Source organism: Pseudomonas sp. Fl4BN1 (assembly GCF_009908285.1).
GTDB lineage: Bacteria > Pseudomonadota > Gammaproteobacteria > Pseudomonadales > Pseudomonadaceae > Aquipseudomonas.
The window spans coordinates 37,347-53,799 of record NZ_JAAARM010000006.1; the positions used below are offsets into that span (position 1 = coordinate 37,347).

General features: G+C 61.1%; 14 protein-coding genes. 9 read left to right on the forward strand and 5 right to left on the reverse strand.

Annotation, left to right across the window (positions count from 1 at the left end; translation table 11 throughout):
• Positions 1-54 precede the first annotated feature (54 nt).
• The 4 genes from leuA to GV818_RS08770 form a co-directional block, all read right to left on the reverse strand.
• A complete protein-coding gene (gene leuA, locus GV818_RS08755; protein ID WP_161758273.1) occupies positions 55-1,734 on the reverse strand; it encodes a 2-isopropylmalate synthase in 1,680 nt (559 codons plus the stop codon).
• A gap of 378 nt (positions 1,735-2,112) precedes the next feature.
• The gene (locus tag GV818_RS08760) at positions 2,113-2,934 is read right to left on the reverse strand and encodes a peptidoglycan DD-metalloendopeptidase family protein (protein WP_161776362.1); all 822 of its coding nucleotides are present in this window, start codon (positions 2,932-2,934) and stop codon (positions 2,113-2,115) included.
• A 3-nt stretch (positions 2,935-2,937) separates the two neighbouring features.
• On the reverse strand, positions 2,938-4,317 hold the full coding sequence (gene xseA, locus GV818_RS08765; RefSeq protein ID WP_161758275.1) for an exodeoxyribonuclease VII large subunit: 1,380 nt from the start codon (positions 4,315-4,317) through the stop codon (positions 2,938-2,940).
• Between the two features lie 166 nt (positions 4,318-4,483).
• The gene (locus GV818_RS08770) at positions 4,484-5,380 is read right to left on the reverse strand and encodes a LysR family transcriptional regulator (protein WP_161776363.1); all 897 of its coding nucleotides are present in this window, start codon (positions 5,378-5,380) and stop codon (positions 4,484-4,486) included.
• Positions 5,381-5,481: 101 nt separating this feature from the next.
• Here GV818_RS08770 and GV818_RS08775 point away from each other — a divergent pair, with 101 nt between their 5' ends.
• The 7 genes from GV818_RS08775 (at position 5,482) to GV818_RS08805 (ending at position 12,317) form a co-directional block, all read left to right on the forward strand.
• Complete coding sequence (locus GV818_RS08775; RefSeq protein ID WP_161776364.1) at positions 5,482-6,252, forward strand: sulfite exporter TauE/SafE family protein; 771 nt, start codon at positions 5,482-5,484, stop codon at positions 6,250-6,252.
• 131 nt (positions 6,253-6,383) lie between these two features.
• Positions 6,384-6,932, forward strand: coding sequence for a sugar ABC transporter ATPase (locus GV818_RS08780; RefSeq protein ID WP_161758278.1), 549 nt, complete (start codon positions 6,384-6,386; stop codon positions 6,930-6,932).
• A 130-nt stretch (positions 6,933-7,062) separates the two neighbouring features.
• Positions 7,063-8,532, forward strand: coding sequence for an IMP dehydrogenase (gene guaB, locus GV818_RS08785; RefSeq protein ID WP_161776365.1), 1,470 nt, complete (start codon positions 7,063-7,065; stop codon positions 8,530-8,532).
• A gap of 104 nt (positions 8,533-8,636) precedes the next feature.
• Positions 8,637-10,214, forward strand: coding sequence for a glutamine-hydrolyzing GMP synthase (gene guaA / locus GV818_RS08790; RefSeq protein ID WP_161758280.1), 1,578 nt, complete (start codon positions 8,637-8,639; stop codon positions 10,212-10,214).
• A 147-nt stretch (positions 10,215-10,361) separates the two neighbouring features.
• On the forward strand, positions 10,362-11,246 hold the full coding sequence (locus GV818_RS08795) for a M24 family metallopeptidase (protein WP_161776366.1): 885 nt from the start codon (positions 10,362-10,364) through the stop codon (positions 11,244-11,246).
• Positions 11,247-11,511: 265 nt separating this feature from the next.
• Positions 11,512-11,790: a hypothetical protein gene (locus GV818_RS08800; RefSeq protein WP_161776367.1), complete on the forward strand. Its 279-nt coding sequence runs from the start codon at positions 11,512-11,514 to the stop codon at positions 11,788-11,790.
• A 5-nt stretch (positions 11,791-11,795) separates the two neighbouring features.
• The gene (locus tag GV818_RS08805) at positions 11,796-12,317 is read left to right on the forward strand and encodes a helix-turn-helix transcriptional regulator (RefSeq protein WP_161758283.1); all 522 of its coding nucleotides are present in this window, start codon (positions 11,796-11,798) and stop codon (positions 12,315-12,317) included.
• A 16-nt stretch (positions 12,318-12,333) separates the two neighbouring features.
• On the opposite strand, the gene treR is transcribed toward GV818_RS08805, so the two are convergent.
• A complete protein-coding gene (gene treR / locus GV818_RS08810; RefSeq protein ID WP_161758284.1) occupies positions 12,334-13,038 on the reverse strand; it encodes a trehalose operon repressor in 705 nt (234 codons plus the stop codon).
• Between the two features lie 230 nt (positions 13,039-13,268).
• Between treR and treP the strand changes: the two genes are divergently transcribed.
• On the forward strand, positions 13,269-14,711 hold the full coding sequence (gene treP, locus GV818_RS08815; RefSeq protein ID WP_161758285.1) for a PTS system trehalose-specific EIIBC component: 1,443 nt from the start codon (positions 13,269-13,271) through the stop codon (positions 14,709-14,711).
• 60 nt (positions 14,712-14,771) lie between these two features.
• A complete protein-coding gene (gene treC, locus GV818_RS08820; RefSeq protein ID WP_161776368.1) occupies positions 14,772-16,418 on the forward strand; it encodes an alpha,alpha-phosphotrehalase in 1,647 nt (548 codons plus the stop codon).
• Positions 16,419-16,453: the final 35 nt, after the last annotated feature.

The window sequence follows — 16,453 nt, forward strand, 5'->3', positions numbered from 1 at the left end:
CAACAAAAAGGCCCCGAGGTATGCCTCGGGGCCTTTTTTTGTATTGCAGCGAGCTTATGCCGCTTTGGCTTCCGGCTGGCTCAGCGAGCGGTTCAGGGCGCTGAACAGCGCCTTGAAGCTGGCGGTGGTGATGTTTTCATCGATGCCCACACCATGCACGGCACGCTCACCGTTCACGCGCAACTCGATGTAGGCCGCTGCCTTGGCGTTGGTGCCCGCGCCAATCGCGTGTTCGTTGTAGTCCATGATCTCCACGGGGATCGGCAGGCCGGCCACCAGGGCTTCCAGGGCGCCATTGCCCTTGCCGCGCCAGTGCAGGTTGGTTTCGCCCTGGCCCTTGCTCGACACTTCCACTTCCACGGCACTGTGGCCGTTTTCTTCTTGCAGGCGATGGCTGACCAGCGCGTACGGGGTGTTGGCCTGCAAGTACTCGCTGTGCAACAACGCGTGGATTTGCTGGGCGGTCATCTCCAGGCCCAGGCGATCGGTTTCCCGCTGCACCACCTGGCTGAATTCGATCTGCATGCGGCGCGGCAGGCTGATGCCGTATTCCTGCTCCAGCAGGTAGGCGATACCGCCTTTACCCGACTGGCTGTTGACGCGGATGACCGCCTCGTAGCTACGGCCGATGTCGGCCGGGTCGATCGGCAAGTAGGGCACTTCCCACAAACCATCGGTTTTCTGCTGGGCAAAGCCCTTGCGGATCGCATCCTGGTGGGAGCCGGAGAAGGCGGTGTGGACCAGGTCGCCAACATAAGGGTGGCGCGGGTGCACGGCAATCTGGTTGCACTCTTCCACTACTTTGCGCACGCCGTCGATGTCGGAGAAATCCAGCTCCGGATAGACGCCCTGGGTGTAGAGGTTCAAGGCCACGGTGACCAGGTCGACGTTACCGGTACGTTCGCCATTGCCAAACAGGCAGCCTTCAACGCGATCAGCGCCGGCCATCAGGCCCAGCTCGGTGGCAGCTACGCCGGTGCCACGGTCGTTGTGGGTGTGCAGGCTGATGAGCACGCTGTCACGGCGGTTGATATGACGGCAGAACCACTCGATCTGGTCGGCATAGATGTTCGGCGTTGCTACTTCAACGGTGGCCGGCAGGTTGAGGATTACCTTGTTGCTTGGGGTCGCGTTCCAGACTTCCACCACGGCGTCGCAGACTTCCTTGGCGAACTCCAGTTCGGTGGCGCTGAAGGTTTCTGGCGAGTATTCGAACTGCCACTGGGTTTCCGGCTGCTGGGCGGCGTACTTGACGAACAGCTTGGCCGCGTTCACCGCGATCTCCTTCACCCCGGCCTTGTCCTGGTTGAAGACAATGCGGCGGAACGAAGGGCTGGTGGCGTTGTACAGGTGGACGATGGCTTTCTTCGCTCCGCGCAGGGATTCGAAGGTCCGGGCAATCAGGTCTTCACGGGCCTGGGTCAGCACCTGGATGGTGGTGTCGTCCGGGATGTGGCCGTCTTCGATCAGGGTGCGCACGAAGTCGAAATCGGTTTGCGACGCGGCTGGGAACGAGGCCTCGATTTCCTTCACACCGACGGCCACCAGGGTTTTCCAGAAACGCAGCTTCTTGACTGCATCCATCGGCTCGATCAACGACTGGTTGCCATCACGCAAGTCAGAGCTGCACCAGATCGGCGCGCTGGTGATGGTTTTCGACGGCCAGGTGCGATCCGGCAAGTTGATGGTCGGAAAAGCGCGGTATTTGGATGATGGGTCTTTGAGCATGGTCATGGAGAAATCCTTATTGTCCGGGCCGAATAGAGGCGGCCTGCCGGTGAGTCAAGAGTGCAGTGTTGACGCAGGGGGATGAGGCACCGCGATTCAGCCTGGCAGTCGTGCGCTGACGAGACAGAGGCTTCGGTGTTGACGACGCTGAATGAGGGTATGAGAAGTTTTCATGTGCTCAACCCTAACCATTGAGATGAACGTTGGCAAGCAGTCGGAAAAAATTGAGAGGAATACTCGAATTAAGGGGTTTGTCGAGATTTTATTCTGGATTTGTTAGCTAAGCGTTGTACGAATTGCGCGGTCCGTACAAGCGGCGCAATCGCTGCAGGGGCCGGCTTGCCGGCGAATCGCTACCGATTGCCGGCAACCGGGGTTGCCCAATCAGGGCTGAAAGGCGCCGATAAAGATTGCCGGGTCGACCCGTGCATCATTCAGGCTGACGTTCCAGTGCATATGCGGCCCAGTAGCACGGCCAGTAGAGCCGACCTTGCCCACCACCGCCCCTCGCGCCAGGGACTGGCCGGCCTTCACGTCGATCTTCGACATGTGGCAGAACATGCTGATAAACCCCTGGCCGTGGTCGACGAACACCGTGTTGCCGTTGAAGAAATAGTTGCCGATCAGAATCACCTTGCCTGCCGCCGGAGTCTTGATCGGCGTTCCTGCCGGCACCGCGAAATCCAGTCCAGCATGAGGGTTGCGTTCCTCGCCGTTGAAGAAGCGGCGTACGCCAAATTTGCTCGACAGTGGCCCGTTGACGGGCTTGTCCAGCAGCAGGTTGCTCGGGGTGTTGGGGCTGAAACTGCGATAGGCGCGGATCTGCTCCGCGAGTTCACCGTCGATGCGTTTCAGGTCCGCGGGGTTCGGGTTCACCTGGCGCTGGTTCTTTAGGGTGATGCGTTGCTCGGGGTATTTCTTGCTGCCGACCGTGAAGTTCAGGTTCTGGCCACCGACACTGACTTGCTGGGTTCCAGGCTTGACCGTCAATGGGATACCAACAATGGCCAGCCAATTGTTCTGCTCCTTCACCACCAGTACCGGCTTGCCCTGGTAGTTGGCCTTGGGCGCCTGGGCGGCACTGCCCAGGTCGATCACGGCCACGCCACCAGGTACGGGCTTGTTCAACAGGCGGGTGATATAGCTGTCGGCGTGAGCGTTGCAGGCCAGGCACAGCAACAGCAGGGAGCAGAGAAAACGTGGCATGGGTCAGTCCAGTAAAGAAAGGGTGACAGGCGTCAGGTGGTTGTCCTCGACCCGTACTTGCAGCTCACCTTCACCGAGGCGGGCAGTGAGGCGCTGGCCGTTGCGGGTTTGTCCGGCTGTACGGATGGCCTGGCCGCGGTCGTCCAGAAGAATGCTGTAGCCCCGACCCAGGGTCGCCAGGGGGCTGACTACATGCAGGGTCTGCATCTGGCTGTGCAGTTGCAGGCGGCGGGCTTTCAGGCCTTCACGCATGGCTCGGGGCAGGCGCTCGGCAAGGCTGTCGAGGCGTTGGCGCAGCAGGGCCAGTTGGCGTCCCGGGTGCTGGGCTCCGAGGCGGGTTTCCAGGCGGATCAGGCGTTCGCGGCGGGTGTTCAGGTTGCGCTCGAAGGCCCGGCGCAAGCGCATGTCCAGATCGTCCAGGCGTTGCGCTTGTTGGCGCAGGCGTTCGCCAGGATGGCGCAGGCGTCGGGCCAGGCCATCCAGGCGCAGGCGGTCGCGCATCAACCGATCGCGAATGCGCATCACCAGGCGCCGATGCAGGCTGTCGACCCGGCGTTGCAGATCGCTGGAGTCCGGCGCCAGCAATTCTGCGGCGGCGGAGGGCGTGGGCGCGCGGACGTCAGCCACGAAATCGCTGATGGACACATCGGTTTCATGGCCGATGGCGCTGACGATGGGCGTCACGCAAGCATCCACGGCTCGGGCCACGGCCTCTTCGTTGAAGCACCAGAGGTCTTCCAGGGAGCCGCCGCCCCGAGCCAGGATCAATGCGTCGAAGCCTCGGGCATCGGCCAGTTGCAAGGCGCGGACGATCTGTGCGGTGGCTTCGCGGCCCTGCACGGCAGTGGGGATCAGGGTCAGGGAAACCTGGGGGGCACGGCGCCGGAATACGCTGATGATGTCGCGAATCACTGCACCGGTGGGCGAACTGATGATGCCAATGCGTTGTGGATGAGCCGGCAACGGCACTTTGCGCTCGGCACTGAATAGCCCTTCGGCGCTGAGCTTGTCTTTCAGTGCATCGAAGGCCAGGCGCAGGGCACCGTCGCCGGCGGGCTCCACGGTATCGAGAATCAGCTGATAGTCGCCGCGCCCTTCGAATAGCGAGACTTTGCCGCGAACCTTGACCGCCAGGCCGTCCTTCAATGCCTGGCGGACCCTCGCGGCATTCTGCCGGAACAGTGCGCAGCGCACCTGGGCGCCGCTGTCCTTGAGGGTGAAATACACATGGCCGGACGCTGGGCGGGCGAGGTTGGAGATCTCGCCTTCGACCCAGATATTGCTGAACACGTCTTCGAGCAGCACCCGGGCGCGGCCGTTGAGCTGGGTGACGGTGAGGACTTCGCGGTCCAGGCCGAGTCGTGCAAAGGGATCTTTAATCATGGCGCGCAGTTTAAAGGCCTGCCTGGCGATGGAACAACGCAAATCGGCAGAGCATGTAGCGACTGCCGAATACTGCGATCGGTCACGAAGTGAGCGCAGGGGCTTGAGAGCGCTGAAAGCCTTGCGGACTTCTTCGTCTGAACGTGGCCCTAGCCTGCGGCAGCGGCTACAGGAGATTGCGGAAATGCTCGACGAATTGTGCCACCAGAGGCGTCGGATCTTGTCGATAGGCGAGGGCGATAGTGCTTTGGCAATCGGTATCGGCCAGCGGCAGAAAATGAATGCTGGTCGGCGCAATGTCCCGCATCGACTCGGGCAGCAGGGCAATGCCAAACCCGGCCTGGATCAGGTGCAACTGAGTGGTCTTGCGGGACACCACGCGAGCCGCCTTGGGAAAGAAACCCTGGCGCATGCACAGCTCTGCCGACAGGTAGCTCAAGCCGCCGCGCTGGGGGTGGGGAATGGAGATGAAGGCTTCTTCCTTGAGCTGCGCCAGGTCGATGCCCTTGGCCGGAGGGTCCAGCGCCAGCGGATGCTCCGGCGGTACCGCCAGCAAGAGCGGCTCGCTGAACAGCGGCACGATTTGCACCCCTTCCCGTTGGCGCAGCACTGGCAGGCGCAATAGGCCGACATCCAGGCGGCCTCCGGCCAGTTCTTCCAACTGTGCCTCGGAAGACAGTTTGACGATGTCCACCGACGCTCCAGCGCAGCGCTGTAAGTAACCGCTGATGCTCTGCAGCAGGCGGCCGCTCATGGGCACGGTGCTGGAGTGGCTGAGGCGCAGGGTACCCAATTGTCCCTGGCCCACTTGGGTGGCCAGTTCGCCGGCCTTGTGCAATTCGGTCAGCAGATTGCGTGCCTTGGGGAAGAAGACTTCGCCTGCGGCCGTCAGCCGTGGCAGGCGCGCGGTGCGCTCGAACAGCGGGGTTTGCAGCTGGCTTTCCAGTTCCTTGATCTGCCGGCTGAGGGCTGACTGGGCGACGAACAGGCGTTCTGCAGCAGCGCTGAAGCTGCCGCATTCGGCGATTTCCACGAAGTAACGCAGTTGACGAGTCGAAATCACAAGGCATGCCTTTTTGCGATGGGTTGGCGGCTTTGACGATATTAGTCGCAAGGCTCGCTGCTGGCTAAAGTCATTGCGTACTCATTTGGGAAGTCGCAGTGATGAGCGTGATCATCGAGGGTTTGAACCAGTGGTCGTTTGGCCCGGGTAGTTGGTTGGCGATAGGCCTGGGCATCGCGCTGGCGTACATAGTGTTTGGCATTGCCGGGTTCGGCACGGCGCTGGTGGCGGGGCCGATCCTGATCCTGTTCATGCCGCTGTCGAAGATCGTGCCGCTGCTGGTGTTGCTGGATTTTGTCGCCGCCTTTGGCAACCTGTTGCCGTCGCGCAAGGAGGTGGCCAGGCCCGAACTGTTGCGCTTGCTGCCATGTATGGCGCTGGGTTGCACCTTGGGGGTGATCTTTCTGCTCAACCTCAAGTCCGATCTGTTACTTCTATTAATGGGGCTGTTCATCAGCGCTTATGCCATTTACAGCTTGTGGGTGAAGGCGCGTCCAACCCGGTTGGCGGCAGGCTGGTCGGTGCCGATGGGAATAGTCGGTGGGATGTTTGGTGCCTTGTTCGGCAGTGGCGGCTTCTTGTATGCCATTTATCTGAACAGCCGCTTGCCCAAGGATCCGGCGCGGGCAACTCAGAGTGCGTTGATCAGTTGCAGTACCGTGGTGCGCCTGAGCCTGTTCACTGTGGCTGGCGTCTATGCCGAGCTGCCGTTGTTGCTGTTGGCGGCGTGCCTGTTGCCGGCGATGGCACTGGGGTTGTGGATCGGGCGCGGCTTGACCAGGAAGTTGTCTCGGGAGGCCTTTGTACGACTGGTGACCTGGTTGGTGCTGGCCAGCGGTATTGCCTTGATTGGCCGCTACCTGAGTACTTGACCTGTGGGGTTCAGGGATTAAGCTGCGGGCCTTCAGATCTGTTCGCTGGCAAACCGGCTTCTACAATTGACAGTAGGAGCCGGCTTGCTGGCGATGCGCGTTTTCTGCCTTTCGACGTTTCAGGCTTATCCATGAATTCCCAAAGCATTCTCGTCCCGAAAATTTCCACTTTGCCGGTGCACGAACCCCGGGCCCGGGCGATCGTGCGTTGGCTGGTGCGCAAGAACATTATCGAGGAGGACTTGACCACCTGCGGGCGGACCGGCAGTCGCATGGGGCACGCCATCGCCCCCGGTGCCCGGGACGTGGTACTGCGTCCAGAGGCCTTGCCTTTTGGCGAGCTGATCAATGGCCTGGAGATCATCACCAAGCGTTGCATCTATACCCCGGCCAAGGGGTTTCTCGAAGAAGCCGGCTGTGCCGAGTGTCGCCAGGAAATCGGTGAAGCGTTGTTCGAGAGTCTGGAAGAGTGGATGCCTGGCCGCACCGACAACTTCACCTGCCCCGAATGCGGTCATGAAGATGACATCAACGGTTTCCTGTTCCTCCAGGAGTGCGGCTTTTCCAACCTGGGGTTCATTTTCAACAACTGGGCGCAGGCGGGCTTCAAGCAGAGCTTCATCGACGAGTTCGCCGATTGGCTGGATCAGCCGGTAAGTTGGGTCAAAGTGCAGTTGTAACCGCTGCTACGGATCGAGGCGAGATATCCATCTATCACTCCAGCGATATTAGGCTGAGTTTTACATTGAGCCCGGGTAGGTGTCTGAGTATAATGGCGCGCTTCCATTTTCCCGCCCGGGAGCCCCCGCGATGCTGCGTATCAGCCAAGAAGCCCTCACCTTCGACGACATCCTCTTAGTGCCCGGTTATTCCGAAGTACTGCCTAATGAAGTCAGTCTAAAGACCCGTTTGACCCGTGGCATCGAGCTGAATATCCCACTGGTTTCCGCCGCCATGGACACCGTCACTGAAGCCCGTCTGGCAATCGCCATGGCTCAGGAAGGCGGCATCGGTATCATCCACAAGAACATGACCATCGAGCAGCAAGCTGCCGAAGTGCGCAAGGTCAAGCGTTTCGAAGCTGGTGTGGTCAAAGACCCCATCACCATCGAAGCCGAAGCCACCGTGCGTGACCTGCTCGAGTTGACCAGCATGCACAACATCTCCGGTGTGCCAGTGCTGCACAACGGTGATTTGGTGGGCATCGTGACTTCCCGCGACGTGCGTTTCGAAAGCCGTCTGGAAGTCAGCGTCCGTGAAGTGATGACGCCTAAAGAGCGTCTGGTCACTGTCAAGGAAGGCGCCGACAAGACCGCCGTTCGTGAGTTGCTGCACAAACACCGTATCGAACGTGTGCTGATCGTCGACGACGCCTTTGCCCTCAAGGGCATGATGACCGTCAATGACATCGAAAAAGCCAAGGCTTACCCGCTGGCCAGCAAGGACGACCAGGGTCGTCTGCGCGTAGGCGCTGCGGTCGGCACCGGTAAAGACACGGGCGATCGCGTTGCTGCGCTGGTCAATGCCGGTGTTGACGTGGTGGTGGTGGACACCGCCCACGGTCACTCCAAAGGCGTGATCGACCGCGTACGCTGGGTCAAAGAGAACTTCCCTGAAGTGCAGGTGATCGGCGGCAACATCGCCACCGGCGCTGCCGCCAAGGCCCTGGCCGAAGCCGGCGCTGACGCGGTCAAGGTCGGTATCGGCCCTGGCTCGATCTGCACCACACGCATCGTCGCGGGTGTTGGCGTACCGCAAATCAGCGCGATCGCCAATGTTGCAGCAGCGCTGGTAGGCACTGGCGTACCTTTGATCGCCGATGGCGGCATCCGTTTCTCCGGTGACCTGTCCAAGGCCATCGTAGCCGGTGCCTCCTGCGTGATGATGGGCTCAATGTTCGCCGGGACTGAAGAAGCTCCAGGCGAGATCGAGCTGTTCCAGGGCCGTTCCTACAAGGCTTACCGTGGCATGGGCTCCCTGGGCGCCATGTCCCAGGCCCAGGGCTCTTCCGATCGCTACTTCCAGGACTCCTCCGCGGGTGCCGAGAAGCTGGTGCCGGAAGGCATCGAAGGTCGTGTGCCGTACAAGGGCACCCTGGGCGCGATCATCCATCAATTGATGGGTGGCCTGCGTTCTTCCATGGGCTACACCGGTAGCGCCAACATCGAAGAAATGCGCACCAAGCCGGAGTTTGTCCGCATCACCGGCGCCGGCATGGCTGAATCCCACGTCCACGACGTGCAGATCACCAAGGAAGCGCCCAACTATCGCGTAGGTTGATAGTGATCGCCTTCAGGCCCAGGCCTGGAGGCGATTGACGAATTTAGTAACCGGGGCTGTGTTTTTCAGCCCCGTGTCGTTTCTGAAATTAGACGAGACTGACCATGGCCCTCGACATCCACGCTCACCGCATCCTGATCCTCGACTTCGGTTCCCAGTACACTCAACTGATCGCCCGCCGCGTGCGTGAGATCGGGGTCTACTGCGAACTGCATCCGTTTGATATGGACGACGAAGCGATTCGCGAATTCGCTCCCAAAGGCGTGATCCTCGCCGGCGGTCCCGAGTCTGTGCACGAAGCCAACAGCCCTCGCTGCCCGCAAGCGGTGTTCGAACTGGGCGTGCCGGTCTTTGGTATCTGCTACGGCATGCAGACCATGGCCGAGCAACTGGGCGGCAAGGTCGAAGGTTCCGAGCTGCGTGAGTTCGGTTATGCCCGGGTTGATGTGGTGGGCAAGAGCCGCCTGCTGGACGGCATCGAAGACCACGTCGACGCCGACGGCCTGTTCGGCCTCGACGTGTGGATGAGCCACGGTGACAAGGTCACCAAGATGCCGCAGGACTTCCACATCCTGGCCAGCACTCCGAGCTGCCCGATTGCCGGCATGTTCAACGATGACCTGCGCTACTACGGCGTGCAGTTCCACCCGGAAGTGACCCACACCAAGCAGGGCGGTCGCATCCTCTCGCGCTTCATCCTCGACATCTGCCAGTGCGAAGCGCTGTGGACCCCGTCGAAAATTGCTGAAGACGCCATCGCCAACATCCGTGCCCAGGTCGGCACCGACAACGTCTTGCTGGGCCTGTCCGGCGGCGTTGACTCTTCGGTAGTTGCCGCGCTGTTGCACAAGGCCATCGGCGACCAGTTGACCTGTGTCTTTGTCGACAATGGCCTGCTGCGCCTGCACGAAGGTGAGCAAGTGATGGCCATGTTCGCCGAGAACATGGGCGTCAAGGTGATCCGCGCCAACGCTGAAGATCAGTTCCTGAACAACCTGGCCGGCGAGTCCGACCCGGAGAAGAAGCGCAAGATCATCGGTCGCACCTTCATCGACGTGTTTGATGCCCAGTCCAACAAACTGGACAACATCAAGTACCTGGCCCAGGGCACCATCTACCCGGACGTGATCGAGTCGGCTGGCGCGAAAAGCGGCAAGGCCCACGTGATCAAGTCGCACCACAACGTCGGCGGCCTGCCGGAAGAGATGAACCTCAAGCTGGTCGAGCCTCTGCGCGAGCTGTTCAAGGACGAAGTCCGCCGTCTGGGCCTGGAGCTGGGCCTGCCGTACGACATGGTCTACCGTCACCCGTTCCCGGGCCCGGGCCTGGGCGTGCGCATCCTCGGTGAAGTGAAGAAGGAATACGCCGACCTGCTGCGTCGTGCCGACCACATCTTCATCGAAGAACTGCGCAAGGCCGATTGGTATCACAAGGTCAGCCAGGCCTTCGTGGTGTTCCAACCGGTGAAATCCGTGGGCGTGGTCGGTGATGGCCGTCGTTACGCCTGGGTCGTGGCCCTGCGCGCCGTGGAAACCATCGACTTCATGACCGCACGTTGGGCGCACCTGCCTTACGAGCTGCTGGAAACCGTCAGCGGCCGCATCATCAATGAGATCGAAGGCATCTCCCGCGTCACCTACGACGTGTCGAGCAAGCCGCCGGCCACGATTGAGTGGGAATGATCGCTCGGTCTCACGCTTGTGAGGCTGTGGTGAATCGGACGAGTGTTTTCTAGTCCGTTAAGAAGGCCCCTGATCGCGAGATCAGGGGCCTTCTTGTTAATGAAAACGGGCTGCCCAATGAGGCTGTCATCGGATAGGGCTGTTGAGATGAGTGTGTTTGGCAAGTTGCTGAGAGCCTTGGGCTTGGCGGCTGAAACGCCGGAGCTGCCGAGCGTGACGGTACCGCCATTGTCACGTTTTGATCGTTTTGCCGCGGACAACCGCGAGGCTTTTGCGTTGATCGGTGCCTTGCCGGAGCAGGACATTGTGGCTGAAGAGAGGCGTCTTGCTGGCGAAGTGACGGACATTCTGCTGGCGCTCAAGCCGCTTATCGTGGAGGGGGGGTCGCGCCTGGAGATTCAGGAGCATGTGCTCCAGCAACTCGATAGCCGTCAGTTGTTGCCTGCGCTGGTGGGCTACAAGGGATACCCCGCAGCCGTTCCTGTTTCGGTGAATGCGCAGCTGATCAGTTGCCTGCCCTCTGAGGAGCTTTTGCCGGCCAGTGCATTGGTCAAGGTCGAGGTCATCGTGTCATCCCGCAAGGGTTATGGTGCGCAGTCCTGGACCTTTGCCACGCCTGGCGCCAGCGAGGAACAACTGCGTTTGCTGAGCTGTGCCAAGGACGCTCTGGGGCAGGGCTTACGGCAGGTACGCGGCGGTGAGTCACTGGGGGCTATCGGCTGCGCTATCCAGGAGGTGCTGGACGCCCAGGGATTCAGTGCAGTGATTGAATATTGCGGTTATGGCATGGGCAGGCAGCGGATCCAGGCGCCTCAGGTCTTGGGTTACCGCGTTGCGGGGCATTGCGAACCCATGGTGGCCGGCCAGGTATTGAATGTTCAGGTATTGGCCAAGGCCGGGACCCCGCATGTCCGGGTTATGTCCAATGGCTGGAATGTGGTCGCCCACGACCGGTGCGACGGGGTGGTGCTGAGTGCCATGGTCCGAGTGACGGAGGAGGGAGCAGAGCGTCTCAGCCGATTTGTCGATTGAAGTCTCTGTGTTGCAAAAAAATGGCGATCGCACCTTGGGTGGATCGCCATTTGTATGTCCGGGTATTGGAAAACCCGGTTTTTTCGCGTTCACGCAATACCGGGAAAGATATTGCCCCGTTTAGCCTCAGGGGGGCCGTGTACCCTTCGAGTCTGCCCCTCATTGTTTTGTCCTTGCAGCGAAGTATCTGCTGAGCGGCGTTGATCGGATTGTTTGTGGTTGTCAGTTGACAACCTTGTGTTCCTGACGATACTGGAGGCTACGGATGGCTCGTGCAATTCATCCCAAGAAGGATATTGAAATGGCCCTGCGCTACGCCGAATGGCAGGGCTGGCGCATCGAGGTCGGCAGTGGTCATGCCTGGGGCCGGATCTACTGCCCGTACAACAACGAAGTGTGCCGCTGTGGCGAGTTCTGCATCACCAGTGTCTGGCGCACACCGAAGAACCCGGCCCAGCACGCCCGGGCGCTGTGTCGGGTGATCGACAACTGCACCGTGAACCAGCTGCGTGGGGCCAAGGCACCGGCAGCCCGTCAGGAGTAAGCACCATGGAATACCTGTTCACCCTCAACTATCTGTTGCCGCTCGAGGGCTGTGATCCGCTGCAACTGGTGGAGCGCCTCGGCGCGGCGGGTTGCACCGATGCCCTGGTGGGCACCGGATTGGCCGGGCGCCTGGCCCTGGAGTTCAGTCGCGAGGCCGAGACTGCCGAAGCGGCGCTGCTCAGTGCCCTGGCGGATATCAAGCGGATCATTCCCGAGGCGCGGCTGGTGGAGGCCAGTCCGGATTTCGTCGGCCTCAGCGAGATCGCCGAGATCGTCGGCGTTTCGCGGCAGAACATGCGCAAGCTGATGCTCGGTCATGCCGACAGCTTTCCCTTGGCGATTCATGAAGGCAGTGCTTCGCTGTGGCACCTGGCGGAGGTCCTGAGCTGGCTCGACAGCAAGGGCGGCTATCCGCTCAAGCACCCGGTGATCGAGGTGGCGCGGGTGGCGCAGCAGGTGAACACCGCCAAGGAGTCGAAGCGCATCGGCCCCCTGAGTGGTGAACTGCTGGCTTTGCTGGGCTGACGAGGCAGGACGGGGCTTAGCGCCGGGCTACGTCGGAGAAGTAGAACTTGTCCAGGGTGTGCCGTGATTCGGTGTACTCGAACTGCCGACCATCCTGGAGAAAGGTCTGGTTGCTCACCACGATTACATGGCTCTGGCCGTCCAGGTCGAGCAACTGCTGGTCATCCTTGCTCCGCGGGCTGGCTTCGATGGTGCGCTGGGCATAGCTGATGTTCAGTTGCAGGGTCTGTTCGATGTACGCATAGATCGAGTGCTCGGCAATCTGCCGGTCCAGCCCGGGAATCAGCTCGGCGACAAAGTGGTTGATGTCGAGAATCACCCGCTTGCCATCGATCCGCCGGACCCGTTTGATCCGGGTGATCAAGCAGCCTTCCTCTGCCTGCAGATGAGTCCGTAGTACGCCTTCAAGCGGAAACTGGCTGAACTCCACCACCTCGGTGCTGACGTCATCGCCCAGCCGGGGATAGGTTTCCTGGAAACTGACGATGCCGCCCAACTGGAACTCGATGGGGTTGGGTGACAGCACGAAGGTGCCCTTGCCATGGATCTTTTGCGCGAAACCGCGCTCCTGTAGCAGTTCGATGGCCTTGCGCACGGTGCCTCGGCTGGCCTGGTAGCTGTCCATCAGTTCGCTTTCCGAAGGCAGGCGGGCGCCACGCTCCAGACGTTCGGTGGTGATGCTGGCAAGCAGATCGCTGTAGATCTGGTTGTATTTGCTCATGGGATGGCTCTGTGCCGGAGTGTGCTCAAGGCAGGCACCTTAAGGGCTGGACGGTGCATTTGTCCATGTGGCTGACAGGTACTGCGCGGGTTGAAAAAACATGACGCCAGGCCGTGGGTAGAAGAAAAGCACAAACTCGTCTGTACGAGTTGTTGATTTAACTCGTACAGACGAGTAGCTTGCTCCTCGGCGTGCTGCCAATAACAAAAAACTCAGGTGGAAGAACAAGCATGAGCCACGACTATTCAACGATCGCCAGCGAGTTGCTGCACAGCCTCGGTGGCGCCAACAACCTCGAACAGGCGGCCCACTGCGTGACCCGCCTGCGCCTGGCGCTCAAGGACCCAAGCCTCGTCGACAGCGCCACACTCAACCAGATCGACCTGGTCAAAGGCTCGTTCTTCACCGGCGGTTTGTTCCAGGTGGTGATCGGCCCCGGCGAAGTGGAAAAGGTCTACGCGGCGTTGCGCCAGCAGACTGGTCTCGCGGTTGCCACGATTGCCGATGTAAAGCAGAAGGGCGCGGAAAAAACCAACGCCATGCAGCGTCTGGTGCGCGTGTTCTCCGATGTGTTCATGCCGATCCTGCCGGCCCTGATCATCGCCGGCCTGCTGATGGGCGTGAACAACCTGCTGGGTGCCAAGGGCATGTTCATCGAGGGCAAGACCCTGCTTGAGGCCTACCCGGGCCTCGATGGGCTCTGGAGCCTGATCAACCTGATGGCCAACACCTCCTTTGTGTTCCTGCCGGCGCTGGTGGGCTGGTCGGCGGCCAAGCGTTTTGGCGGCAGCGAGATCCTCGGCATTGTCCTGGGGCTGATGCTGGTGCACCCGGACCTGCTCAATGCCTGGAACTACGGCAAGGCGGTGGCCGGGTTGGACGGCCAGAGCCTGCCGTACTTCGATATCTTCGGCCTGTTCCGGATCGAGAAGGTTGGCTACCAGGGGCAGATCCTGCCGATTTTGCTGGCGGCCTATGTGATGAGCGTGATTGAGAAGTGGCTGCGTGCCCGAGTGCCCAATGCCATCACCCTGCTGGTGGTGCCCATCACCACCATCGTGGTCACCGGCGTGCTGGCCCTGGGGATCATCGGTCCGGTGACCCGGCACCTGGGTATCTTGATTACCGAAGGCGTGGTCACCTTGTTCGACCTGGCACCGGTGGTCGGTGGTGCCATTTTCGGCCTGCTCTACGCGCCGCTGGTAATCACCGGCATGCACCACATGTTCCTCGCCGTTGACCTGCAGCTGATCTCCACCCAGGGCGGCACTTTCATCTGGCCGATGATCGTCATGTCCAACCTGGCCCAGGGCAGCGCGGCCCTGGCGGTGTTTGTCATGAGTCGCAACGCCCGGGATCGCAGCATGGCCTCGACCTCGGCGATCTCCGCCTACTTCGGCATCACTGAACCGGCGATGTTCGGCGTCAACCTGCGTTACAAGTTCCCGTTCTACGCGGCGCTGATCGGCTCGGCGCTGGGCAGCATCTTCCTCTCGCTGAACAAGGTTCAGGCCTCGGCGATTGGCGTCGGCGGGCTGCCGGGGTTCATCTCGATCATTCCCCAGTCCATTCCGATGTTCGTCGTCGGCATGCTCATCGCCCTGGTGGTGCCTTTTGTCCTCACCTGCGGCCTGTGCCTGAAGATCATTCGTCCCGGCTACCGCGTGGCCTGAGCGGCTCTGTAAACGCCGGCTTGCCGGCGAATGCCCTCGTACTTTCCAAAGGATTCCCCCATGCAAGACTGGCAGCGTTCGGTGATCTACCAGATCTATCCGAAGAGTTTTCACAGCCACCAAGGGCAGGCCACCGGCGACTTGCTGGGCGTGGTGGACAAGCTCGACTACCTGAAATGGCTGGGGGTCGACTGCCTGTGGCTGACGCCGTTCCTGCGTTCGCCGCAACGGGACAACGGCTATGACATCAGCGACTACTACGCCATCGATCCCAGCTACGGCAGCATGGCCGACTGCGAGCGGCTGATCACCGAAGCCGGCAAGCGCGGCATCAAGCTGATGCTGGACATCGTGGTCAACCACACCTCCATCGAGCACGCCTGGTTTCAGCAGGCCCGTAGCAGCCTGGACAACCCCTACCGGGATTTCTACATCTGGCGCGATGAGCCCAACAACTGGGAATCCAAGTTCGGCGGCTCCGCCTGGGAGTACGAGGCGCAGACCGGCCAGTACTACCTGCACCTGTTCGATCACACCCAGGCCGATCTCAACTGGGACAACCCCCAGGTGCGCGCCGAAGTCTTCAAAATGATGCGCTTCTGGCGCGACAAGGGCGTCGGCGGTTTCCGCCTCGATGTGATCAACCTGATCTCCAAGCCGGCGGATTTCCCCGAGGACCAGAGCGACGGACGACGCTTCTACACCGACGGCCCGAACGTTCATGAGTACCTGCAGGAGATGCATCGGGAGGTGTTCGCCGGACACGATCTGGTGAATGTCGGCGAGATGTCCTCCACCCGCCTGGAGCACTGCATCCGCTATTCCCATCCGGAGTCGAAGGAGCTGTCGATGACCTTCAACTTCCATCACCTGAAGGTGGATTACCCCAACCAGCAGAAGTGGCTGCGGGCCGATTTCGACTTCCTCGAACTCAAGCGCATCCTCTCCGATTGGCAAACCGGCATGCAGGCCGGCGGCGGTTGGAATGCGCTGTTCTGGTGTAATCACGACCAGCCGCGGGTGGTCTCGCGCTTTGGCGATGACGGCGAACACCGGGTGGTGTCGGCGAAGATGCTGGCCACCGCGTTGCACCTGCTCCAGGGCACGCCTTTCGTCTACCAGGGTGAAGAGTTGGGCATGACCAATCCGCACTTCGAGCGGATCGAGCAGTATCGCGATGTCGAGACCCTGAACATCCACCGCCTCAAGCGCGAGGCCGGTGAAGAGCCGCAGGCCATCATGGCGGCGATCCAGCAGAAATCCCGGGACAACGGGCGCACGCCGATGCAGTGGAATGCCGGTGCCAATGCCGGTTTCAGCAGCGCCGAGCCCTGGATCGGGATAGCGGCCAATGCCGGTCAGATTAATGTCGAGGCCCAGCTCGGCGACGAAGATTCGGTGCTGCATCACTATCGCCGGCTGATTGCCCTGCGCCGCCATGAGGCACTGATTGAGCACGGTTTCTATCGTCAGCTGCTGCCCGAGCACGGGCAGATCTGGGCCTATGTGCGCGAGGGCAAGGGCGAGCACCTGCTGGTGGTGAACAACTTCTACGGCTCGCCGTGCGCGGTCGAATTGCCGGAAGCGGTCATCAGCGCCGACATGCAACAGCGCCTGCTGATCAGCAACTACCCGGACCATGAACCGCGCAGCCGGCAATTGCAGCTGCGGCCCTACGAGTCCTTCGTCCTGCACCTGACCTTGTAGGAGCCGGCTTGCCGGCGAACCGGCGAACCGGACCA